Origin of the sequence: Microbacterium sp. NPDC089320 (genome assembly GCF_040684875.1) — a bacterium.
Lineage (GTDB): Bacteria > Actinomycetota > Actinomycetes > Actinomycetales > Microbacteriaceae > Microbacterium.
This window is the reverse complement of record NZ_JBFBGY010000003.1, coordinates 649,696-670,612: the sequence shown is the minus strand read 5'-3', so window position 1 is coordinate 670,612 and position 20,917 is coordinate 649,696. Positions and strand designations below refer to the sequence as shown.

General features: G+C 67.7%; 20 protein-coding genes. 10 read left to right on the top strand and 10 right to left on the bottom strand.

Going from position 1 to position 20,917, the window contains the following annotated elements; translation table 11 throughout:
* Positions 1–1,109 (bottom strand): hypothetical protein (locus tag AB0N61_RS11765; protein ID WP_363364215.1); only part of this gene is annotated, 1,109 nt, incomplete at its 3' end.
* The gene (locus tag AB0N61_RS11760) at positions 1,106–2,371 is read right to left on the bottom strand and encodes a hypothetical protein (protein ID WP_363364213.1); all 1,266 of its coding nucleotides are present in this window, start codon (positions 2,369–2,371) and stop codon (positions 1,106–1,108) included. The genes AB0N61_RS11760 and AB0N61_RS11765, both read right to left, overlap by 4 nt.
* Here AB0N61_RS11760 and AB0N61_RS11755 point away from each other — a divergent pair.
* Positions 2,271–3,932 (top strand): lipopolysaccharide biosynthesis protein, encoded by a 1,662-nt coding sequence (locus AB0N61_RS11755; protein ID WP_363364211.1) that lies wholly within the window; start codon positions 2,271–2,273, stop codon positions 3,930–3,932. The two genes, AB0N61_RS11760 and AB0N61_RS11755, sit on opposite strands and share 101 nt — an antisense overlap.
* Positions 3,929–4,924, top strand: coding sequence for a phosphotransferase (locus tag AB0N61_RS11750; protein ID WP_363364209.1), 996 nt, complete (start codon positions 3,929–3,931; stop codon positions 4,922–4,924). Before AB0N61_RS11755 ends, AB0N61_RS11750 begins: the two co-directional genes overlap by 4 nt.
* A 6-nt stretch (positions 4,925–4,930) precedes the next feature.
* Here AB0N61_RS11750 and AB0N61_RS11745 read toward each other — a convergent pair whose 3' ends face one another.
* The gene (locus AB0N61_RS11745; protein WP_363364207.1) at positions 4,931–6,391 is read right to left on the bottom strand and encodes a polysaccharide biosynthesis tyrosine autokinase; all 1,461 of its coding nucleotides are present in this window, start codon (positions 6,389–6,391) and stop codon (positions 4,931–4,933) included.
* Positions 6,392–6,520: 129 nt separating this feature from the next.
* Here AB0N61_RS11745 and AB0N61_RS11740 point away from each other — a divergent pair, with 129 nt between their 5' ends.
* Positions 6,521–7,135 carry a protein tyrosine phosphatase gene (locus tag AB0N61_RS11740; RefSeq protein WP_363364205.1) on the top strand — a complete coding sequence of 205 codons (615 nt, stop codon included), beginning with the start codon at positions 6,521–6,523 and terminating at the stop codon, positions 7,133–7,135.
* A gap of 21 nt (positions 7,136–7,156) precedes the next feature.
* On the opposite strand, the gene AB0N61_RS11735 is transcribed toward AB0N61_RS11740, so the two are convergent.
* The 3 genes from AB0N61_RS11735 to AB0N61_RS11725 are packed head-to-tail and all read right to left on the bottom strand — an operon-like array spanning position 7,157 to position 10,996.
* Positions 7,157–8,296: a glycosyltransferase gene (locus AB0N61_RS11735; RefSeq protein WP_363364204.1), complete on the bottom strand. Its 1,140-nt coding sequence runs from the start codon at positions 8,294–8,296 to the stop codon at positions 7,157–7,159.
* Positions 8,293–9,459, bottom strand: coding sequence for a DUF1972 domain-containing protein (locus AB0N61_RS11730; RefSeq protein WP_363364202.1), 1,167 nt, complete (start codon positions 9,457–9,459; stop codon positions 8,293–8,295). The genes AB0N61_RS11735 and AB0N61_RS11730 overlap by 4 nt, the downstream gene beginning before the upstream one ends.
* Positions 9,460–9,463: 4 nt before the next feature.
* Complete coding sequence (locus AB0N61_RS11725; protein WP_363364200.1) at positions 9,464–10,996, bottom strand: sugar transferase; 1,533 nt, start codon at positions 10,994–10,996, stop codon at positions 9,464–9,466.
* 352 nt (positions 10,997–11,348) lie between these two features.
* Here AB0N61_RS11725 and AB0N61_RS11720 point away from each other — a divergent pair, with 352 nt between their 5' ends.
* The 7 genes from AB0N61_RS11720 to AB0N61_RS11690 all read left to right on the top strand — a co-directional run bounded on the left by AB0N61_RS11720 (position 11,349) and on the right by AB0N61_RS11690 (position 16,838).
* Positions 11,349–12,479: a low temperature requirement protein A gene (locus AB0N61_RS11720; protein ID WP_363364251.1), complete on the top strand. Its 1,131-nt coding sequence runs from the start codon at positions 11,349–11,351 to the stop codon at positions 12,477–12,479.
* 89 nt (positions 12,480–12,568) lie between these two features.
* Complete coding sequence (locus AB0N61_RS11715; RefSeq protein ID WP_363364198.1) at positions 12,569–13,546, top strand: intradiol ring-cleavage dioxygenase; 978 nt, start codon at positions 12,569–12,571, stop codon at positions 13,544–13,546.
* Positions 13,547–13,588: 42 nt separating this feature from the next.
* Positions 13,589–13,831: a twin-arginine translocase TatA/TatE family subunit gene (tatA, locus tag AB0N61_RS11710; protein WP_363364195.1), complete on the top strand. Its 243-nt coding sequence runs from the start codon at positions 13,589–13,591 to the stop codon at positions 13,829–13,831.
* A gap of 3 nt (positions 13,832–13,834) precedes the next feature.
* Positions 13,835–14,641, top strand: coding sequence for a twin-arginine translocase subunit TatC (gene tatC, locus AB0N61_RS11705; protein ID WP_363364194.1), 807 nt, complete (start codon positions 13,835–13,837; stop codon positions 14,639–14,641).
* A 2-nt stretch (positions 14,642–14,643) separates the two neighbouring features.
* A complete protein-coding gene (locus AB0N61_RS11700; RefSeq protein ID WP_363364192.1) occupies positions 14,644–15,096 on the top strand; it encodes a twin-arginine translocase TatA/TatE family subunit in 453 nt (150 codons plus the stop codon).
* 193 nt (positions 15,097–15,289) lie between these two features.
* Positions 15,290–15,571, top strand: coding sequence for a hypothetical protein (locus AB0N61_RS11695; RefSeq protein ID WP_363364191.1), 282 nt, complete (start codon positions 15,290–15,292; stop codon positions 15,569–15,571).
* A 148-nt stretch (positions 15,572–15,719) separates the two neighbouring features.
* Entirely contained in the window at positions 15,720–16,838 is a 1,119-nt protein-coding gene (locus AB0N61_RS11690) for an acyl-CoA desaturase (protein ID WP_363364250.1), read from the top strand.
* 96 nt (positions 16,839–16,934) lie between these two features.
* On the opposite strand, the gene AB0N61_RS11685 is transcribed toward AB0N61_RS11690, so the two are convergent.
* The 4 genes from AB0N61_RS11685 to AB0N61_RS11670 all read right to left on the bottom strand — a co-directional run bounded on the left by AB0N61_RS11685 (position 16,935) and on the right by AB0N61_RS11670 (position 20,886).
* Positions 16,935–17,768 carry an ABC transporter permease gene (locus tag AB0N61_RS11685; RefSeq protein ID WP_363364188.1) on the bottom strand — a complete coding sequence of 278 codons (834 nt, stop codon included), beginning with the start codon at positions 17,766–17,768 and terminating at the stop codon, positions 16,935–16,937.
* Positions 17,765–18,670 carry an ABC transporter ATP-binding protein gene (locus tag AB0N61_RS11680; protein ID WP_167945498.1) on the bottom strand — a complete coding sequence of 302 codons (906 nt, stop codon included), beginning with the start codon at positions 18,668–18,670 and terminating at the stop codon, positions 17,765–17,767. The genes AB0N61_RS11685 and AB0N61_RS11680 overlap by 4 nt, the downstream gene beginning before the upstream one ends.
* Before the next feature lie 107 nt (positions 18,671–18,777).
* A complete protein-coding gene (locus tag AB0N61_RS11675) occupies positions 18,778–20,220 on the bottom strand; it encodes a cell division initiation protein (RefSeq protein WP_363364186.1) in 1,443 nt (480 codons plus the stop codon).
* 162 nt (positions 20,221–20,382) lie between these two features.
* Positions 20,383–20,886 carry a hypothetical protein gene (locus tag AB0N61_RS11670; protein ID WP_363364184.1) on the bottom strand — a complete coding sequence of 168 codons (504 nt, stop codon included), beginning with the start codon at positions 20,884–20,886 and terminating at the stop codon, positions 20,383–20,385.
* Between the last annotated feature and the right edge of the window lie 31 nt (positions 20,887–20,917).

Sequence of the window (20,917 nt, the reverse complement as noted above, 5' to 3'; positions counted from 1 at the left end):
TCTCCCCCGGGGGGCGTGCCTGGGGGGGTTTGGCCCCTTTCCGCGTCGCCCCGCCCCCCCCCCCGCCCCCCCCCTCCCCACCCGCGCGGGCCGGGGGGCCCCCCCCCCCCCCCGCGGACCTCTGCTGCGCGGGCATAGGCGATCGCGTGCTGATGGGCGGTCAGCGGCCACTCGCGCGCACTCAGGTCGGGGGATCCCTCAGGGATGCCCTCGCCGAGCGCATCGCGGATGTCCTGCGTGAGCTCGGTGTCGGCACCGAGCAGGTGCACCCAGGACGCGCCGACCTCCCGCTGTAGATCCCGGGTCACCGCGTTGTCCGGCACGAGCACGGGTCGGTCGAGTGACAGCGCCAGGAGCGCCACTCCGGAGTTGTGCAGCTGACGGTAGGGGAGCACGACGAGTGAGGATGTCGAGATGATCTCGACTATCCGCCGATCGTCGACGAAGTCCAGCTCCAGGGTGATCCGATCCGATCCTGATGCGTTCTCGGTGAGCGTCTCGCCCAGAGCGGCATCTGCGGGCTTCCCCGCCACGTGGAGCCGGAAGGCGCCGTCGCCCGAGTCGTCGGCGACAGCCGCCACCAGCTCTTCCATGCCCTTGTAGGGGCGGATGTGTCCGACGACGCTCACGAGACCCTCGGTAGCTTCGAGTCGCGGAAACGACGCGAAGTGATCGCGGTAGTGCCCGTGCGGGATCAGCATTCGCTCCGCTGCCGTTTCGGTGTGCGTGCGTTCGTTCAGGATGATCCACAGGGTGGTCAGGCGGTTCCATCGGCGGAGGATCGCGCCGTCCACCCTCGAGGTGGACTCGTGCGGTCGTTCGTTGTGAGCCGTCCTCACGAGAGCGGTCTTCGTCACTGCGAGGCGCGTCTGAAGGGTCGACGTCAGGATGCGTCGGGCCCAGCGCTTCGGACCGCTCGATGCAGATGTGAAGATCTCGGGCCAGTGGACGTGCAAGACGTCATAGCGGCCGAGGACGGCCGAACGCCACGAGAACAGCTGCACGTCCACTTCGCGTCCCACCGCGTCGACGAGCTGCACGATATAGGGATTCGTCGTGTCCCGGATGGCCGGTGTCGACATCATGACCCTGAGGCGTCTCGTGCTCATCGTAGAGGGAGCTTCCTGCGCCACGGTGACTCCTCGAAGCGAAGATGGGGCCCCGCCAGGGCGAGCCCGAGTGCGAGACCGAAGAAGGGGGCTGAACTGTAGATCGGGTTGAAGAAGAGGTTCCATGCGGTGATGATGACCGCGAACAGCAGCAGAGCCGTGGCGGTCCCGCGCGCCAACTCCACGGCGACCCGGCGCACCATGACGACGACTGCGATCACGAGGAAGATCACGACCGGCCAACCGAAATACGCCCACAGGTCGCCTGTCACGGAATGCAGCTCGAACTTCGTCGGCCCGAACATGAAGTTCTCGACGTAGCCGTTGTTGGGGTCGTAGTTGATCACCTGCATTCCGGACTTCGCCACGAGGATGTCGGTCGGGGAGGCGATCGTGCCTGCACCGAATCCGAGCGGACGGCTGAGGAACAGGGCCGCGGTCGCCGCCAGCTCGGGACGCCCCCCGACGAGGATCGAACCCGCTCGGTCCTGCTGCTCGACGGAACGAGCCTGGGCGTCCTCGCCGAGGTAACCCTCGACGAGCAGACTCGTCCCGATCACATAGACGGTGACGCCGATGGCCGCCGCCCAGACGAGGACTTTGGCCGCCGACATCCGCTTGTTCGAGATCCGAGGCATCGCCTGCCACACGAGCAGTAGCAGCACGATGGTGAACACTCCGAAGAACGCGCGTGAGTCCATCGCCACGGACACGAGAGCCAGACCGCCGAGGGCGATCATGTCCGACAGTCGCCGTCGTGATCGCAGGGTGAGTGACAGCACGATGACCGCGACCGGAAGCCCGATCGCGAACTTCCACGGGTTCTCGGCGAACGTCGAAGGGCGCATGACGGCTGCCGCGACCATGCCGAGGCCGAACGTCACGCCGATCGTCCACAGCGGGACGAATCGCTGCGCCCACACCACGACGCCGGCGACCATGGGCACGCTCAGGAAAAGCAGGGTGGTAGCGATAAGCGTGCTCTGTGAGCTCTCGTGGTCCTGCGCAGCGACCGCCGTCAGCCAGACGCCGGACACGGCCGAGAGAGCGGCGGTGATCGCCAGCCAGAAGCCGGCCTTGCTCGCAGCCAGCCGCGGCACCCACAGGGGGAGCAGAGCGAGCGCCAAGACCTGGCCGACGCTGACGCCGGAGCCGACGAAGATGCGAGCGCCGATCAGGAAGAGGGTCAGCAGGGCGAGCGCCGCCTCCGCATCGGTGAAGAAGGTGCGGTGCAGACGTGTGAGTCCAGGCGCGATCGTCATCGTGCGTGACCCCCCTCGTCCGCGTGCGGCTGTAGTATTACCCACATCGAGTCTACGGGCTCATCGGGGCGGAATACTGGGGGTATCGGGAGTGGTCTCTCAGCGCGCATCTTTGGGGGATGCGGCCGCACGCGGAGCGAGTGTGACACTCGCCGGACAGCTGTACCGGACGGTCCTCCAATTCGTCTCGATCTTCGTCCTCGCGCGCTTGCTGACACCCGACGACTTCGGCCTGATCGCCATGGTGGCCGCGGTGATCGGCATCTCGGAGCTCTTCCGTGACTTCGGGCTGTCGAGCGCTGCCATCCAGGCCAAGCACGTCTCGATCGGTGAGCGCACGAACCTGTTCTGGGTGAACACCGCCCTCGGTGCGGGCTGCGCCGTCATCGTCGCTCTTGCCGCGCCGCTGGTCGGTCTGCTCTACTCGAACGACCAGGTGCCGGCGATCGTGGTGGTGATGTCGATCGGCTTCGTGCTGAGCGGCATGGTGACGCAGTACCGGGCCGATCTGACCCGCCGGATGCGATTCCTCGGACTCTCGGTCACCGAAGCCGTCGCCCCCACCGTCGGGTTCGCCGTCGGCATCGTCCTCGCGCTGCAGGGATTCGGCTACTGGGCGCTGGTCGTGCAGCAGCTGTCCTCGTCGCTGGTGCTCCTGGTGCTGTCCGTCGCCATCGCCCGCTGGCTCCCCGGACTTCCGCAGCGGCGCACATCGATCCGGCGATTCATGAGATTCGGCGCGGCGCTCTTCGCGACCCAGCTGATCTCGTACGGAACCAAGAACGTCGACAACATCGCGATCGGTGTCGTATGGGGTGCGGGCCCGCTCGGCTACTACGACCGTGCGTACCAGCTCCTGATGGCGCCGCTCAACCAGATCAACGCGCCGATGACGCGTGTCGCGCTTCCTGTTCTCTCTCGAATCCACGAGGAGCGGGAGCGGTTCGCGGGCTACCTGCTGAAAGCGCAGATCGTCGGCGGATACGCGACGGCGACGCTCTTCGCCCTCGCGGCGGGGATGGCCCCGGCGATCGTCGATGTGCTCTTCGGCCCGCAATGGGCTCCGATGGCTCCGATCTTCGCGGTGCTGGCCATCGGCGGAGTTCTTCGCGCTACGGCGCAGGTCTCTTACTGGATGTTCCTCGCGACCGCGAACACCGGCGCCCAGCTGCGCATGTTCCTCGTCGTGCGTCCGATCATGATCGTGATCATCCTGGCCGGACTCCCATGGGGTGCGCTCGGCGTCGCGGTCGGAAGCACGGCAGCGTACGCGCTGCACTGGATCGCTTCGCTCATCTGGGCTTCCCGAGTGACAGGCGTCCCGGCGAAGCCGCTCATCTCCAACATCCTCCGGATCCTCCTGACCGTCTCCGTGCCGTGCGGTCTCCTCGCTCTGGGCATCAGCGCGCTGGGCTGGGCGTCGATCGCGACGGTCCTCGTCGCGGTGGGCGCCAGCGTCGTCTACCTGCTGCTCCTCACCCTCGTTTCGCGTCGCACCCGGGAGGATCTGCTCACCGTGGTCTCGTTCATCCGTCGCTCGCTCGGCAAGCGGTCGCGATGAACGGGTTCGCTCGCGAGCGTGCGGCCAAGTCCGCGTTGGCCGCGGCCCTCCGTGATCGCAGCGGCGCCCTCGCGCCGGGCCGTTGGAGGATCCTGGACACCAGGTCGGCGGTTCTTCCCGCGCCGGGCGAGGGCTGGTGGGCTATCTTCTCTCAGGTGGAACGGCGCCGCGGAGTGAAGAGGGCGATGCTCGACATCCGACGCCTTCTCGCGTCGCCGAGGCGCACGGACGTCGATGGGCCGGAGGCGGGGACGGACTCCGCGCACCTCCCGGTCCGGGTCCTGATGACCAAGGACGGCGGGCTCGTCGGCTTCGACCGCGCCGATTCGACTGTCACTCACCTGCGCCGCACACCCCTCCCTCCGGAGTATCGTCAGCGTCGTCGCGAGCTCGGCGAGGTCTACGCCGCCGTGGAGTGGCATCTCGACGATGAGGGCACGCTGCTGACCGAGGCGCGCGTTCCGGGTCGTCCCGCTCGGTACTGGGCCATGGCAGACCGCATCGCACTGCTGCGCGTCGTCCTCGAGCTGTCGACGGCCCGTCTCACGCGTGACACTCCGCGCGCTCCCCTTGTGGCCGACTCCCGTGCGGCGCTCGGCGCGCTGTCCGGCGAGCCGCGGTGGGACCGCGTGGCGAGAGTCGCAGAAATCGTGGGAGACGTGCCGTGGGTCGTTTCACACGGCGACCTCACGCCGGAGAACATTCTCGGCCACGGAGCCGAGGAGTGGGGACCGATCGATTTCGAGGACGCGCGTCCCGCCCCGTTCTTCTACGATGCGCTGTCGCTGGCGGTCAGAGACGGCGAGATGCGCGCCGCGCTGTCGCGAGGCGATCTTGCGAAGGAGTGGCGCGACCTGCTGGCGGCCGCAGGAGTCGACTCGTCGATCCTCACTCCGACGATCGCGATGGACGTCGTCGCCGTGACCGCGGCAGAACACCACCGCCGCGAACACGGCGGCGACTTCGCCTACACGCTGGCGTCGCTCAGCTGAGGCGCATCACCGAGCGATCTTCGCCGACTCGTTCTTCTCCGACTTCTTCTTGGCAGAGGCCTGCTTCTCTGAGGCGCGCGTCTCGGGTGTCTTCTTCCCGCTCGCCACGTCTGCCGGCGCCGCATCCTCGTAGTAGCTCGACGAGGAGTGCTCGGGCGGAACCGCATTCAGCACGAAGCCGATCACGCGGGCTCCGGCACCGGTCAGGGTGTCGACAGCCCTGCGCAGCGACTGTCGGCGTGTGACCTTGTAGCGGCCGACCAGCAGGCTCGCGCCCGAGGCGCGCGCGAGAGTGAGCGTGTCACTCACCGGAAGCACCGGTGCGGAGTCGACGACCACGAAGTCGTAGTTCTCGCGCACCTCGCGCAGGAGATCCTGCATCGCCGTCGAGCTCACGATCTCGGTCGGGTTGGGCGGGCGCAGTCCGCTGGTGAGCACATCGATGTTCCGGGTGCCCCAGTTCTGGATGGAATCCGCGAGCGAGGCCTGGTGCGTGAGCGCTGTGGTGAGTCCCACCGACCCGTCGAGTCCGCACGCCTCCGCGATGCGCGGGCGACGGAGATCCGCGTCGATCAGAAGCACGCGCGGGCGGCGCTCCGCCAGAGCGAGCGTGAGGTTCACCGCCGTCGTCGTCTTGCCCTCGCCTGCGAATGCTGACGACACGACGACCATGCGGAGATCTCCGTCGATGTCCGCGAAGTCCAAGCTCGCGGCGAGACGTCGATATGCTTCACGCGTCGAGGCGGAGGAGTCCCACTGGCCGCTGATCGAAGACCGCTGAGACCGGCGCTTGCCGCTCGGGCGGGGCACGCGCCCCAGGAACGGAATACCGGCGGAACGCTCGGCGTCCTCTTCCGAGCGGATGCGAGTGTCCAGCAGCTGCTTGAGCACCGCGTAGATGACGGCGAGGATCAGGCCCAGTGCCGCACCGGTGATGGCGATCAAGCGGGTGTTGGGCGCGAACGGGAACTTCGGGACGCTCGGCGGTGTCACCGTCGTCAGGACGATCGACGGCCGCCCCGCGGCGTCTTTCGGGGAGAGGTCGCTGGTGACCGTCGCGAGCGAGTCCATGACGGCCTCAGCCGTCTCCTGAGCCTGCTGAGGATCGGTGCTGACGACGGTCAGGGTGACGATGACGGTATTGAGCTCCACCTCGGCGGAGATCGACTCGGCCAGGCCTTCGACGGTCTTGTCGAGCTTCAGGTCTTCAATGACCGGCTCGAGGACGGCGGGGGTCGTCGCGAGGTTCGCATACGACTGCATGAGGCTCTGAGTGTACTGCGACCCCTGGACCAGCTCGCTCACGGTGTCGCCGCGCTGCGAGGACACGTATGCGCTCGTGGTCGCCTCGTACTGGTCGGGCTGCACCGTGGCGTACGCGAAACCGGCGACCCCGCCGATCACGGTCGCAGCGACGAGCAGATACCACCGGTCTCGCAGAGCCGTGAGGTAATCCTTCAGATCCATGTTCTTCCCCCGTACCAAGTCCAGCTGCCTGCGATCCGTGTCGATTCGCCCCCCACAGGATTCACTCGCACAGAGCAGGCACGCAGGTGCGCTGTATAGCCTAGGGGCACCGGCATGTGAGGAGAATGAATGCGGCCCGATTCGGTGCTCGCCGTCTGTGCGGCGAATGTCTGCCGATCACCGGTGATCTCGTTCTTCATGGCTCGGGAGTTCTCGGCGCTCGGCGCGCCCGAGGGGTCGGTGTTCGCCTCGGCTGGGGCCAGCGCTCGCGGCGGTGTCGCGGTGTGCCACACCATGCGGTCGAGGTTGGCTGAGCGGGCAGGGTGGTCCGACTTCGCGGCGGGATACCGGTCGGTGCGACTGGTGCCGGAGCACATCGACGCGGCGGAGCTCATCCTCACAGCGACCGCGGCAGAGCGAGGGGCGGTCGCGCTCATGAGGCCATCGGCGCGGACGCGTACGTTCACCCTGCTCGAGGCTGCCGCACTCGCGGAGCACGCGGCCTCGGAGCGGGTCGCGGCGGCGGCATTCGACCTCTCGGCGCTCGCCGATCTGATGAACGCGCAGCGCGGGCTCGTCGAACCCGCGAAGCCGTCGCGTTGGCGCCGCCCGAGGCCGGAGTCGGTCTTCGACATCCCCGATGCGCATACGAGCCGGGCGCGCCACGAGCGCGTCCTGCGAACCGTCGAGATGGCGTCGACTCGTCTTGGCGCAGCTGTCAGGTCGCTCACGACAGCGCCCTGACGCGAGCGAAGGCGCGAGGAATCACGTCGGGTCGATCACGTGTCCGGTCACCGTCGACCGATACTGCTCGGGGGCGTGGCGATCGAGAGCGATGCGACGCGAGTCGTCGACGGCGTCCCGCATCTCCGGCCAGCGCTCGATGATCTGGGCGAGTGAGGCAGCGAGGGCCTCCGGGTCATCAGCCGGCACGAGTATCGATGTGGGGTAGCCTCCCGCGGCCTCACGGAGACCGCTGCTGTCGCTCGCGATCACCGGACGGCGGGCGAGGATGCCCTCGACCGCGGTGTTCCCGAAGGGCTCGTCGACGCGAGACGGTACGGTCAGCACGTCGGCGTCTTCGAGGAACGGCCAGATGCTCTGGTGAAATCCCGCGAAGACCACGTCGATGCCCGCATCAGCGGCACGGCGTCGCAGATCATCCTCGAACCACTCATACCCGGCGAAGACTGCACCTAGCAGCGTGACCCGCACGTCCTGGCCCGACTGAGCCAGTCGGGCAGCGGCGTCGATGACGACATCCGGTCCCTTGCGGGGAGAGAGGCGTCCGATGTAGAGGACCCGCAAAGGGCCATCGATGCTACGGCGCGGCGTGGCAGTGAGCTGAGGCGAGGCCACGCCGTTGTAGACGACGACGCTTCGGCGTGCGAGCTGCGGGAGCGCGTGCGTGATCGTGTCGAGGCTGAAGCGGCTGTTCACCAGTGTGCGGTGAGCCGCGAGATGCGGCAGGTAGAGCAGCGCGTTCACGAGGCGGTTTCCTGAAGCTTCGGCTTCATGTACGTGGCTCACGGCTCGGATGCCCCGGACGCGTGCGATGAGGGGCCACTGCGGCACGATGATCGTCGACACATATACGACGTCCGGGCGCACCCGACCGACCAGCCGCCAGGTTGCGCCGAGGCCGCGGAACATGTCGCGGAAGAGCGTGGGCAGGCCCCGCGGTGTGAGGAGGACCTTCCGCAGCACGAGCATCGGGAGGATGACGACTTCGGCACCGGCTCTGCGGAGTTCGACGTCGAGCATGCCGCGTGCAGGAAGTGCGACGACGACGCGCGCACCGCTGGCGACGAAGCCGATGACGCTCTCGAGCAGCATCCGGTCGGAGCCGAACATCTCGGCGCCGGGATGTGCGACGAGCACCGTCCGGGGTGAGGGGCCGGTCACCAGTCCTCCGCCCGTCGATGCGCACGGCGGGCGGTCCGGTGCACGCTGTGGCCGGCGGACAACCGGCGGGCAAGGTCTTCGTACGCGTCCGCGACCTCATCCCAACGGAACGCCGCCCGCGCTCGCTGCTGTGCGCGTCGGCCGCTCGCGCGCGTGCCGTCGACATCGGCCTCTGCGCGCTCGAAGGACGCCGCGGCCTCGTCGGGGGATGTGAAGAACCATCCGTCGCCGTCGAGCACCTCGCGGTTGAACGGAACGTCGAAGGCGATGGTCGCCGTGCCCGCGCCCATCGCCCTGAGCAGCGATGGGTTCGTGCCGCCGACGGAGTGACCGTGGTCGTAGGTCAGGGCGTGGAAGTAGAGGGCGTCGAGCAGTTCCTGGTCGTACACGCCGCCGACGAGCCGGATGCGATCGTCGCCCTCGGCGGCCTCCCGGACCCGCTCGGTGTACTCGTTGCTGTACGGGGCTGAGCCCACGACGACGAGGGGCAAGGACGCAGAACTGCGACGGTAGCCCTCGACGATCTCGAGCACGTGGTTCTCGGGTTCGAAACGCGCGACGATCAGGTGGTAGCCGCCCGGGCGGAGATCCAGTTCGTCGAGGCGGGCGTCGGCGACGGTGTCGAGGATCGGCGCGCCGTAGCGGATCATCTCGGTGGGCACGTCGAACTGGTGCGTGTAGTAGTCGGCGATGCCGGGCGCATCCGCGATCAGAGCGTCGCTCGTGCGAACGCCGAACTGCTCTGCCCACCGGTAGTAGGCCTTGCCGCGCGGGCCCCACTTCGACCGCCGCCACTCCAAGCCGTCCATGTGAAGCGCTGTGGGCACACGTCGCAGGCGGAACAGAGGCACGAACGGTGAATTCGCCGCGTTGAAGACGAATGCCGCATCCGGGCGCCGCCGGAAGATGAGGTGCAGCGCCGAGAATCCGGTGTGGCTCAGAGTCTCGACCTGCTTGACCGGAACGGCCGGAAGATGGACCACCCGCATCCCGAGGTACGTCTTCTCACGACTCTTCGACCCGCGCGTGTAGACGACGACCTGGTGGCCCCGGTCAGCGAGTCGCCGCCCGACCTCCTCGACAGCGGTCTCGAATCCTCCGTATGCCGCAGGCACTCCCCGTGTCCCCACCATCGCAATGGTGAGGGCATTCCCCTTGATCATGTAGTCAGTATGCCCCGCTGGGCTGCACCATGACCTTGGCGGTGCGCCACATGATCTGCAGATCGTTCATGACAGACCAGTTCTCGACGTAGCGGAGGTCGAGGCGCACGCTCTCGTCCCACGAGAGGTCGCTGCGACCCGACACCTGCCACAGGCCGGTGATTCCGGGCTTGATGTAGAGACGACGGAAGACGGTGCCGTCGTAGGCGGTGACCTCGCTCGGCAGCGGCGGACGCGGACCCACGACGCTCATGTCGCCGACCAGGACGTTCCAGAACTGCGGCAGCTCGTCGAGCGACAGCTTGCGCAGGATCCTGCCGACCCGGGTGACGCGGGGATCGTCCTTCATCTTGAACAGCAGGCCCGCTCCCTGGTTCTGGTCCTTCAGCGTCGCGAGCTGCTGCTCTGCGTCGGTCTTCATCGAGCGGAACTTCATGATCTTGAAGGTGCGGCCGTCGCGACCGACGCGCTCCTGCGAGAAGAACAGCGGTCCGGGCGAGTCCAGCTTCACGAGGAGCGCGAGGAGCGGCGTGATGAGTGCGATCGGGATGAGCGCGACAGACGCGACGGCGATGTCGAGTGCGCGCTTCAGCACGTGCTGACCGCCCTCGTACGAGGGGATCTGCACCTGGATCAGGGGGAGGCCCTCGACGGGAGCGAAGGAGATTCGAGGGCCGGCGACATCGGTGAGACGGCTGGAGAGCACGAGCTCTGCGGCGGTGCCCTCGAGCTGCCAGCTGAGGTGCTTGACGAAGTCGGGATCGCCGTCGGGGCGGCTCGCGACGATGATCGTGTCCGCACCCAGCTCGGCGGCGACGGTCGAGACCGAGTTGACGTTGCCCAGCACCGGGAACTGCTCGCCCCTGACTTCGACATCTCGCGCGTTGCCGTCGAGCAGCGTGGCGCCGACGACCTGGTATCCGGAGGCCCCGATCGGGTGCAGGGTGCGGATGACGTACTCGACGTCGTCGCGGTTGCCGACGACGAGCGTGCGCGAGGCGAAACGACCTCGCGCACGCTGCGCCGTCAGCCAGTGCCGCCCCGCCCAACGCGTGACGAGCAGGGTGAGGACACCGAGCGGCAGGCCGACGAGCAGCACGAGCTGCATCGTCTGCCAGCCGAGCACGACGCTGAGCATGGCGATGATCCCGAACGCCAGCCCGCTTGCGTGTGCCACACCGCGGTACTCGGTGGCGCTGGCGCGGAAGAGCGCTGCGTCACGGGTGTGCAGCGCTCCGAGCATCAGATACCAGAGCGCGGCCAGCAGAATGCCGTTGCGCAGGGCCTCTTCCCCTGCGACTCCGGTCATCAGCTGAACCGCTGCGGTGATCCCGACCGAGAACAGGATGACCCCGGCATCCGTGATCCTCAGCCGCATCCGATATCGCCGCTCCCACTGGCGACGTCGCTCCAGCGTTGCGGACACGCGAGGTGTTACCACCGTGCGCGTGACCGACTTCGCGGCTCGCGGGGCGGAGACCGGCGTGAAGACCGTGCCCGTACGAGTGATGCTCAGGGCATCCTCGACGGAAGTCATGCCGAGGCCCCTTGAGCCGTGAATGTACGCAGAATTCCCCAGTGCGCCATAGTTTCCCCAGATATTCCCCAGACCACGGACCCCACGTCCATGGCATCGCCTGCGTTCCCGACCCCTCGGGTCCTGCTGCATTCGTGATCCCAAATCACGAGTAGCGGTCACCGTCCCACACGGTGGTGCTGGCAGCAGGCTCTGCAGACTTTGTTCACTCTAGCGGAACCGGACGTTCAGCGGAAGATAATTCACGGGAGTGGATCAACCTGTATTCCGGTACAGCCGCTAGGGCGGCGTGGGGCGCCGATATTCTGACCGCGTGACCACCACTGCACAGCCTCGATTCCACCTCAGTCGCATGCTGCCGCGGGACCCGGCTCAGCCCCATCGCACCGCCAGCACGCTCGAGCTCTTCTTCGATCTCGTCTTCGTGGTCGCCGTGAGCATCGCGTCCGCCCAGTTGCACCATGCGCGGAGCCATGGCGACGTCGCGCACGGGATCGCCTCGTACGCGATGGTGTTCTTCGCGGTGTGGTGGGCCTGGATGAACTTCACCTGGTTCGCGACCTCCTTCGACACCGATGACTGGCTCTACCGCGTCACCACGATCGTGCAGATGGGAGGAGTGCTCGTCCTCGCTGCCGGCATCCCCGCGGCGTTCGAGCACGGCGACTTCACGGTCCCCGTGGTCGGATACATCGTCATGCGCGTCGCCATGGTCGCGCAGTGGCTGCGTGCGTCGCGCGGCGCCGGTGAACTGAAGGGCGCCACGCGGCGGTACGCGGCGGGCATCGTCGGCGTGCAGGTGCTGTGGGTGACCTTCCTGCTCATCCCATCGGGTCCGCCGCAGGTCCTCGCCTTCGTGGTCTTCGCGCTGATCGAGATCAGCGTGCCCGTATTCGCCGAGTACCGCAGGCAGACACCCTGGCATCCGCATCACATCACCGAGCGCTACGGGCTGTTCACCCTGATCGTGCTCGGGGAGAGTCTCCTCGCGTCCGCCAATGCGATCATCGACGCGAAGAACGAACTCGACTCCTTCGTCCCGCTCATCTCCATCTCGGTGCTGACGCTGGTCGTGACCGCCTCTCTGTGGTGGATCTACTTCTGGGCGCCGCACCACAGGGCGATCACGACGTTCGGCCGGTCGATCCGCTACGGGTATGCGCACTATTTCGTCTTCGCCGCCGCAGCCGCCTTCTCGGCGGGGATCGAGGTCGAGCTCGACGTCCTGACAGGGCAGAGCGATCTCTCCAGCATCCAGGCGTCCTTCACCGTGACCATCCCGATCGCGATCTTCCTGCTCGGTGTCTGGTGGATCGCCATCCGTGAGAACGCCGACCGCGTCGTGAACACCGCGATACCGCTCGGCGCGGCGGTCGTCCTCCTCGACGCCGTCCTGCCCATCCCCGTGGCGATCAGCGCTGTCGTGCTCGTGGTGATCGTCGTCGTGCTCGTGCGGCATCCGCCCCTGGCGCGCACGTCATAGCCTCCCCATAGGCGCGACATAGCTCGCTGATCGACTCCTCCGTGACCATGGGTGCATCGACACCCATCCGAATCGAGAGGAGCACGATCATGAGCCGCATCCCCGAACCCGTCCAGACACCTGAGGGCCCGACCTACGAGGGGCGCCTGCTCGACCGCGCCGATGAGGAGGTCGTGGATCAGGGCGCCGCCTTCGACATCCGCACGCTGGTGACCCGCCGCGGCGTCCTCGGGCTCGCGGGGCTCGGGGTGGGTGCCATGGTTCTCGCCGCATGCGCGCCGTCGGAGGGCGGCAGCGCGAGCGAGTCGACCTCGACGACCGACACAGGGGCGTCGTCCGCGACCTCGACCACGACAGCGTCGGGGGAGATCCCCGACGAGACGGCCGGCCCCTACCCGGGAGACGGGTCGAACGGCCCGGACGTCCTGGAGGATTCGGGCATCGTGCGTCAGGACATCACGACGTCGATCGACGGGTCGGCGACGGCCGACGGCATCCCGCTGACCTTCGAGTTCCAGGTGCTCGACCTCGCGAACGGCGGCGTGCCCTTCGAGAGAGTCGCGGTGTACGCGTGGCACTGCACGGCTGAGGGGGAGTACTCCATGTACTCCTCGGGTCTCGAGGACGTCACCTACCTGCGTGGAGTCCAGGTGGCGGATGCCGACGGCACGGTGTCGTTCACATCGATCTTCCCCGGCTGCTACTCGGGCCGCTGGCCGCACATCCACTTCGAGGTCTACCCGGACGTCGCCTCGATCACCGACTCGACCAACGCCATCGCCACCTCCCAGCTGGCGTTGCCCGAAGACGTCTGCGCCGTCGTCTACGCCGATTCCCGCTACCCGGGGTCGACGCAGAATCTGTCGCAGACCAGTCTCGCCGGCGACAACGTCTTCGGTGACGATTCCGGCGCTCTTCAGCTGGCCACCGTGTCCGGTGACGCGAGCAGCGGATACACCGCGACTCTCGTGGTCGGCGTCGACACGACTACGGAGCCCAGCGCCGGCTCCGCGCCGTCCGGTGGTGCAGGCGGCCCGGGAAGCGGCGGAGAGCCGCCCTCCGACTGAACCGAAGCCCCGACAGACCCTCCCACGAAAGAAGAAGACACCATGCTCCAGAACCTCACAGGGTGGCACGCCCTGATCATCCTCGCCATCGTCGTCCTCATCTTCGGCGCCGCGAAACTCCCCGCGCTCGCCAAGAGCGTCGGTCAGTCCATGCGCATCCTCAAGTCGGAGGTCGCCGATCCCGAGAGCGTCGCGCGGGAGGACTCGGCATCGAGCGCCGAGGACCGCCTCGAGTCCCGCGATGCCGCCGACGTCACTCGGCCCGTCCTGCGAGCAGCGGAGTAGGACGTGACTGCGCTCGCCGCTGACACCGCCCGGGCGGGCACTGCGCCCGCCCGGGCGGGGATGCCGCTGTCGTCTCACCTGCGGGAGGCGCGCACGCGCTCGCTCCGCGCGGTCGCTGCGCTCCTGGTCGGGGTGGTCGCAGGCTATCTCCTCTCGGAGCAGATCCTCGAGGTCGTGCGAGCGCCGATCGCCGCTCTCGCGGAGTCGCGCGACGCGAGCCTGAACTACGACAGCATCACCGGGGCCTTCGACCTCAAACTCAAGATCGCCCTCTTCGCCGGGGTCGCCCTGTCGAGCCCCGTCTGGATGTACGAGCTGCTCGCATTCCTCACCCCCGGTCTCAACACCAGGGAGAAGAGGTACACGTTCGGATTCCTGGCGGCATCCGTTCCGCTGTTCGTCGGCGGATGCCTGACGGGCCTGCTTCTCTTCCCTCATATGGTCGAGCTGCTTGCGAGCTTCGCCTCGACCGAAGACAGCACCCTGCTGCAGGCGTCGTACTACGTCGACTTCATCCTCAAGATCGTGCTCGCCACCGGCATCGCATTCGTGCTCCCCGTGTTCGTCGTCATGCTGAACCTGCTCGGCGTCGTGTCGGCTCGGGCGATCGCGAAGAGCTGGCGGGTGGTGGTCGTCGCCATCGTCCTGTTCAGTGCGATCGTCACCCCCGCGGCCGATGTGCTGTCGATGTTCCTCATCGCCGTTCCCATGACCACGCTGTTCCTGGTCGCCCTGCTCATCTCGTGGCTCCATGACCGGCGATCAGACCGCAGCTCCGACGCGCTGGTCGCAGATGCGACGAGGACCTGACGATGTTCGGGCTCACGATCGAGAAGCTGTTCGTCGTCGCGCTGATCGCGTCGGTGATCATCGGCCCCCGCCGCCTGCCGGAATACGCCGGTCGGGCCCGGGCGCTCCTTCGCCGGCTCACTGTGACCCTCGGCGATGCGGCGCGTCGAACCGAGCAGGAAGCCGGTGTGGCGAGCCTCCGCCAGGAGTGGACCGCGTTGGATCCGAGGCAGTACGACCCTCGACGGATCATCCGCGACGCCTGGGCTGCCGGGGACTTGGCGGCGTCGACGTCGGTGCCGGCCGGGAGGACGGGCGAGGACACCGGCGCGGATGCCGTGCACCCGGATGCCGCGCACCCGGATGCCGCACACCCGGATGCCGGAGACGCCCCGACGCTCGAGCCGGCGGGTGCCTGGGTGGTGGCAGGCTCGTCCGGCCACCCGCGGCGTGTGTGGGTTCCTGCGGAGGACTGAGGCGAGCGTACGGATCGCTGACCTGCTAGACTGATGAAGCTACGTGTGTTCTGGCCCCCCTCTAGGCCGCCGCGAAGCCACTGATCAGGGCCATCACGGACCATGCGCATCGATGCGCGCGGTATCCGCCCTCGATCTCATCATCTTGCGGGTCGCCATCGAGCGTGCCCGTCACACAGCAATGAGTATCACCATGAGCACGACCATCTTCTCCCCGTCCGATCCGTTGACCTGGAAACAGGCCGACACCGATGTGCATGTAGCGACCCGAGCCGGCGAGTTCGCCGGATTCGTCGAGTTCGACGGCAGCGCCCACCTCGCCCGCGACCAGCGCGGCACCGAGCTCGGCTCGTTCGAGTCCCTCGACGCCGCTCGCGCCGCTCTCGAGCGGACGCGAGCGACACCTCACCCGTCGACGTTGGCCGTTCGGCTGCGTCGGGCCTTCATGCGGCGGCCTCGTCGCGCCCGCGCCTGACCATCCCCTGTGACCTCTCAGAGAGTGTCCACAGAGTCCGCGACGTATGCCTCGCGGTGCATGCGCGGCGGGTTAGGTTGAGGTAAGCGTTGGGCGATCTGCCTTGGGCTTTCCACAGCTCAAGGGCTCCTATCGACGGGAGAGCAACATCTCCACTTCACAGGTCGAAAAGATCGGCGCGGTTCTCGGGCCGGTACGTCAGACGTATTCGGGCAATGCAGAGATCCCCCCGATGGCGCACGCCTACAAGCAGGTGTCGCAGGTGGTCCGAGAGACGGGCCTGCTCAATCGCGCGGGATGGTTCTACATCCTCGTGGCCGCAGGCCTCGCCGTCGCCCTCGGGGGAGTCGTCACCGGCTTCATCCTGCTCGGGGACAGCTGGTTCCAGCTCCTGATGGCCGGCGCGCTCGGGATCATCCTGACGCAGGTCGCGTTCCTCGCCCATGAGGCCGCGCACCGGCAGATCCTCTCGACGGGGCCGGCGAACTTCCGCCTCGCGCGGATCCTGGCCGCCGGCGTGGTCGGCATCAGCTACTCATGGTGGGACTCGAAGCACACCAAGCATCACGGGAACCCGAATCAGGTGGGCAAGGACCCCGACATCGAGGTCGACACGATCTCGTTCCTCGAGACCGACGCGGCGAAGTCGCGCGGACTGATCAAGATGATCACCCGCAGACAGGGCTGGTTGTTCTTCCCCCTCCTCACGCTCGAGGGGCTGAACCTCCACTACCTCGGCGTCAAGCACCTGGTGAGCAGCAAGAAGGCCAAGGGTCGCTGGATCGAGCTGGGGCTCATCGCCCTCCGCTTCGCCGTCGTGCTCGTCCCGGTGTTCCTCCTCCTGCCGCTCGGCATGGCCTTCGCCTTCATGGGGGTGCAGCTGGCCGTGTTCGGCGTGTACATGGGCGCCTCGTTCGCTCCGAACCACAAGGGCATGCCGATCATCGACCCGAGCGCCCGACTCGACTTCTTCTCGAAGCAGGTGCGCACGTCGCGCAACATCCGCGGCGGATGGTGGGCCACCTGGCTCATGGGCGGGCTCAACTACCAGGTCGAGCACCACCTGTTCCCGAACATGCCCCGCCCGCACCTCTCGAAGGCTCGCGAGGTCGTGCGCGACTACTGCGCGGCGAACGACGTGCCGTACACCGAGACCAGCCTCGGCCGGTCGTACGCGATCGTCATCCAGTACCTCAACCGTGTCGGACTCGCCGCCGGCGCCGATCCGTTCGACTGCCCCGCGGCCACGCAGTTCGTCCGCGCGTAGAAGCCGGAATCTCCGCGGGACCGAAATCACCGGGAGAAAGGCCCCATCCCTCCGGATGGGGCCTTTCTCATGCTCGTGGTCGGATCGTCATCCACGTCATCCGTTGCGTCGGATCCACCGGAACGTCGCACGACTCAAGACGATCCCGACGACGAGCCAGGCGGTGAGCATGATGGCGATGAGCCCCAGATCCCAGGTTCCGCCCGGCTCAGCCGACTGGAAGGAATCCGGCAGGATCGCCGCGCGCATGCCCTGCGCGATCCACTTGAGCGGGAACACCGCGGCGACATTCTGCAGCCACTCGGGCAGCGTCGTGAAGGCGATGTAGACCCCCGAGATGAACTGCAGCAGCAGCACGACGGGGATCACCACAGCGGACGCGGTCTTTCCCGAGCGGGGCACCGAGGAGAGTGCCACTCCGAGCAGCGCGCACGCGAGCAGACCGAGCACGAACACCCAGGCGAAGCGGCCCCAGGCCTCCGCGTCGGCCGGCAGCTCGACGCCGTACAAGACGACGGCGACCGCGAGAAGCAGGCCGATCTGCAGGATCGCCGTCACGAAGACCTCGCCGATCTTGCCGATGAAGTATGTGGCGGGCGCGATCGGAGTGCTGCCGAGTCTCTTGAGGGTTCCGTCGCTCTTCTCCACCGCGATCTCGATCGACAGCCCCTGCACCCCGGACAGGAAGATGCCACCGGCGACCAGCCCCGGAAGGTAGTACGTCGCCATACTGACCTGGTCGGGGCCCTGACCGACATCGCCGGTGAAGATCGTCGCGAAGATAAGGTACATCACGGTGGGGAACAAGAAGGTGAAGAACACCTGGTCGCCCGCTCGGAAGTACTGTCGCAGCTCGAAGCCGATGCGACGCATGCCGAGCCGGATCGTGCGAAGGAGACCGAATCTCGCCGTCGTGATCGCGGTGCTCATGCCGACTCCTTCAGTGGGGTGCGGTCGTCGCCCGCGGTCGGGTCGGGTGCGGTCGCATCGTCTCCCGCCCGGATGAGGTCCAGATAGATGTCCTCGAGTGTCGGCCGGACGACCTCGAGGCCGTCGGGCTCGCCGCTGAGGCGCTGGAGGTCGGCGACGAAGGCTCCGGGAGCGGGCGTGCGCTCCTCGCGTCGCGTGCCCGTCGCATCCGTCCACCGGACGACGGGCGTGCGCGCCTCGGGTCCGCCGATCTCGTCGACGGCTCCGATGGCCGCGATGCGACCACCCACGATGACGGCCGCCCGGTCGCCCAGCTGCGCGGCCTCATCGAGATAGTGGGTGGTGAGCAGGATGCTCGTGCCCGAGGCCTTCAGGGAGCGGATGAGCTGCCAGAACTGGCGGCGAGCCTCGGGATCGAAGCCCGTGGTCGGCTCATCGAGGAACAGCAGCTCCGGGCGCCCGATGATTCCCAGCGCGACGTCGAGCCGACGCTGCTGGCCGCCCGACAGCTTGCCCGCCCGCACGCGCTGCTTCTGTTCGAGTCCGACGGCGGCGATCACCTCATCGACGTCGCGCGGGTTCGGGTAGTAGCCGGCGAATTCGACGAGCAGCTCGCGCACGGTGAACGAGCCCGCTTCGCCGGTGGACTGCAGAACGATGCCGAGCCGCGCCTTCCAATCGAGGCCGCCGCGTTGGGGGTCGATGCCGAGCACGCGGACGTCGCCGGAGGTGCGGTGCCGGTAGCCCTCGAGGATCTCGATGGTCGTCGACTTGCCCGCGCCGTTCGGTCCGAGCAGGGCGAACGTCTCTCCGCGCCGGATGTCGAAGCTGATGCCGTCGACTGCGGTGAATCCTCCGTACTCCTTGCGCAGACCCCGCACTTCGATCACGTTCTCTGTCATGTTCCCAGAGTGCCCGGTGTGCTCATCGAGCGATAGCCGTGGAATGACGGACGCGGGCATCCACCGGTCGGTGGATGCCCGCGTCGCGAACCGTCAGGGGAGGGTGCTCAGCGCGAGTGCTTCTGATCGGACTCCACGACCTCGATGGTGATCTTGCCGTCGATGGTGGCTGCATCCTCGTCGAGGAGCTCGTCGTCCAGCGCCTCATCGCCGCGGAACTCCTCGTCGCCGAGGAACTCGTCGTCGGCCGTGATCTCGTCGTCGGCAGCGTCGTCGGACTCGATCAGTTCGGCGACGTCGGCAGCATCCGATTCGGGTCCGCTCTCGGCGGGAGACGCGGTCGCGGGGGAGCCGGCGCCCGTGAGGTCGTCGCTGAAGACGCCCTCGGGTCGGATGAGCTCGCGCACCTCGGCCATGAAGCTGGCGAGCTGCTGCTGCTGCCAGCGCAGCTGGCGCGCGTGGTCTTCGGCATCGCGCAGCACGGCGGAGGTGTGGCCCGTCACGGAATCGACGATCTTCTGCGACTTGACGCGCGCACGGTCGAGCGTGTCACGGGCGCGCACCTGAGCGTCCGCCTCGATCGTCTGCGCCTGCGATCGCATCAGGCGCTCGTAGTCGTCGGCCTTGGCCGAGATGCGCTGCGCATGCTCGAGCGAGGCGGCCACCTGCTCGTTGGCATCGGTCGTGATGCGTTCGGCGTGGGAGACGGCCTGGTTATGCAGCACCAGGAACTCCTGCTGAGCGTCGTCCTGGCGACGGGTGAGGGTCTCTTCGAATTCGAGCACGCGGGCGTTCATCTCGCGCACCTCCCGCTCGGCCTCGGCCCGCAGCTGGGTGGTCTCGCGGGTGACGAGCGAGCGGAGCGCCGCAGCGCCCTTCTCGGCTTCCGTGCGGATCGCCGTCGCCTCCTGCGTCGCCTGGTGCACGCGTTCTGCGGCGTGAGCGGCCTCGCGCTCGAGCGTCGCCTGGTGGGCGGTGTACTCGGTGTCGATCTTCAGTCGCACCTGGTCGGCGTCGTGCTGGGCGTGCGCGATGATGCGTGTGACATCGGCATCGGCTTCGCTGCGCTGGGCGGCGACCTCTTCGCGCGCGGCGGCCATCAGCCGATCGGCCTGCACCGCGGCGTTCTGGATGAGCACGTTCGCCTGCTCCTCGGCCACCCGGAGGATCGCCTCGAACTGCTCGCGCGACGGCGCCTCCTGACCGTCAGCACGCGGGGTGTCGACGAGCTCGTTGGTGAGGGTGGCGACCTGCAGCTCGGTCTCCGCGGCCTTCGCCTTGGTGGCGAGGAGCTCCGCCTCGAGTTCTTCGCGGGCGATGCGCTCTTCTTCGCGCAGCGCCTCGACGGCGTCTTCGTGGCGCGCCTCGGTGGCCGCGAGGTCGGCCTTCGCCTGCTGCAGCTGATTGCGCAGCGCGCTGAGGGCCGAGTCGACCTCGCCCTTGTCGTATCCGCGGAACGAGGCGGTGAAGCCGGACTGCTCGCGCGGCGTCTCTTCGATCAGTTTGTCGAAGAAGTCGGGGGTCCGGTCGTTGTCGGGGGATTCACTCATGGTCGGCCTTTCCGGCGCAGGTCACAGGGACGGAGAGCTGTGAGGAGAAGGGTGCGGTCGCGAGGCCGGCTGTGAGCGGGCCGGTGTGCGATCGGCAGTAACACAGCCTAGTTGCGGCGGCTGTGAGATGCACCCGATGTTCCGGTACGCACTGAGCGCCCTCTACTCCGGCACCCACGATCCGGTGGCATCGTCGCGCCGGTGCCGCAACGGCTGCCCCGGGGCGACCTCGATGCCCTCGGCGCGGGCGGCGGCCGAGACGTCGGAGCGCAGGTCGGCCCAGAACTCCGAGGTGTTCGGCACGCCCAGATGCTCGCGGATCCTCTCCACCTCCAGGCGGATTCCGTCCTCGGCGTCGACGACCCGCACGATCGCGTCATCGGGCTCGATGAACCGGATGCCGTAGCCGCCGTCGTCCAGTCGGGTGAACTTGCGAGGCTGCTGGCGCACGACCCGGTCGATGATCTCCCTCGCCCTGGCCCCGGATGTCCGCAGCACCAGCGTCGTGCCCAGTTCGCCGAGGATCCCTGCGAGGCGGCTCGTCGCGTGACGCCGCCCGGCCCTGCCGCCGGCCGCGTCGGTGGAGCGGCGGACCCATCGGGGGAGGAAGATCGCGAGCACGATGATCGCGCCGATCGCGCCGAGGTAGATGACGGGGCTGTCCACGGATCCAACCTACGTGCACCTCACGCAGTGC

What these genes read in the sequence shown, in the direction of transcription:
- AB0N61_RS11720 (WP_363364251.1), top strand. Translation starts at nt 11,349, where the DNA reads ATGCTGCCGCGGGACCCGGCTCAGCCCCATCGCACCGCCAGCACGCTC.
- AB0N61_RS11695 (WP_363364191.1), top strand. Translation starts at nt 15,290, where the DNA reads ATGAGCACGACCATCTTCTCCCCGTCCGATCCGTTGACCTGGAAACAG.
- AB0N61_RS11740 (WP_363364205.1), top strand. Translation starts at nt 6,521, where the DNA reads ATGCGGCCCGATTCGGTGCTCGCCGTCTGTGCGGCGAATGTCTGCCGA.
- AB0N61_RS11730 (WP_363364202.1), bottom strand. Translation starts at nt 9,459, where the DNA reads ATGATCAAGGGGAATGCCCTCACCATTGCGATGGTGGGGACACGGGGA.
- AB0N61_RS11675 (WP_363364186.1), bottom strand. Translation starts at nt 20,220, where the DNA reads ATGAGTGAATCCCCCGACAACGACCGGACCCCCGACTTCTTCGACAAA.
- AB0N61_RS11745 (WP_363364207.1), bottom strand. Translation starts at nt 6,391, where the DNA reads ATGGATCTGAAGGATTACCTCACGGCTCTGCGAGACCGGTGGTATCTG.
- AB0N61_RS11700 (WP_363364192.1), top strand. Translation starts at nt 14,644, where the DNA reads ATGTTCGGGCTCACGATCGAGAAGCTGTTCGTCGTCGCGCTGATCGCG.
- AB0N61_RS11755 (WP_363364211.1), top strand. Translation starts at nt 2,271, where the DNA reads ATGCGAGCGCCGATCAGGAAGAGGGTCAGCAGGGCGAGCGCCGCCTCC.
- tatA (WP_363364195.1), top strand. Translation starts at nt 13,589, where the DNA reads ATGCTCCAGAACCTCACAGGGTGGCACGCCCTGATCATCCTCGCCATC.
- AB0N61_RS11750 (WP_363364209.1), top strand. Translation starts at nt 3,929, where the DNA reads ATGAACGGGTTCGCTCGCGAGCGTGCGGCCAAGTCCGCGTTGGCCGCG.
- AB0N61_RS11760 (WP_363364213.1), bottom strand. Translation starts at nt 2,371, where the DNA reads ATGACGATCGCGCCTGGACTCACACGTCTGCACCGCACCTTCTTCACC.
- AB0N61_RS11715 (WP_363364198.1), top strand. Translation starts at nt 12,569, where the DNA reads ATGAGCCGCATCCCCGAACCCGTCCAGACACCTGAGGGCCCGACCTAC.
- AB0N61_RS11680 (WP_167945498.1), bottom strand. Translation starts at nt 18,670, where the DNA reads ATGACAGAGAACGTGATCGAAGTGCGGGGTCTGCGCAAGGAGTACGGA.
- AB0N61_RS11725 (WP_363364200.1), bottom strand. Translation starts at nt 10,996, where the DNA reads ATGACTTCCGTCGAGGATGCCCTGAGCATCACTCGTACGGGCACGGTC.
- AB0N61_RS11685 (WP_363364188.1), bottom strand. Translation starts at nt 17,768, where the DNA reads ATGAGCACCGCGATCACGACGGCGAGATTCGGTCTCCTTCGCACGATC.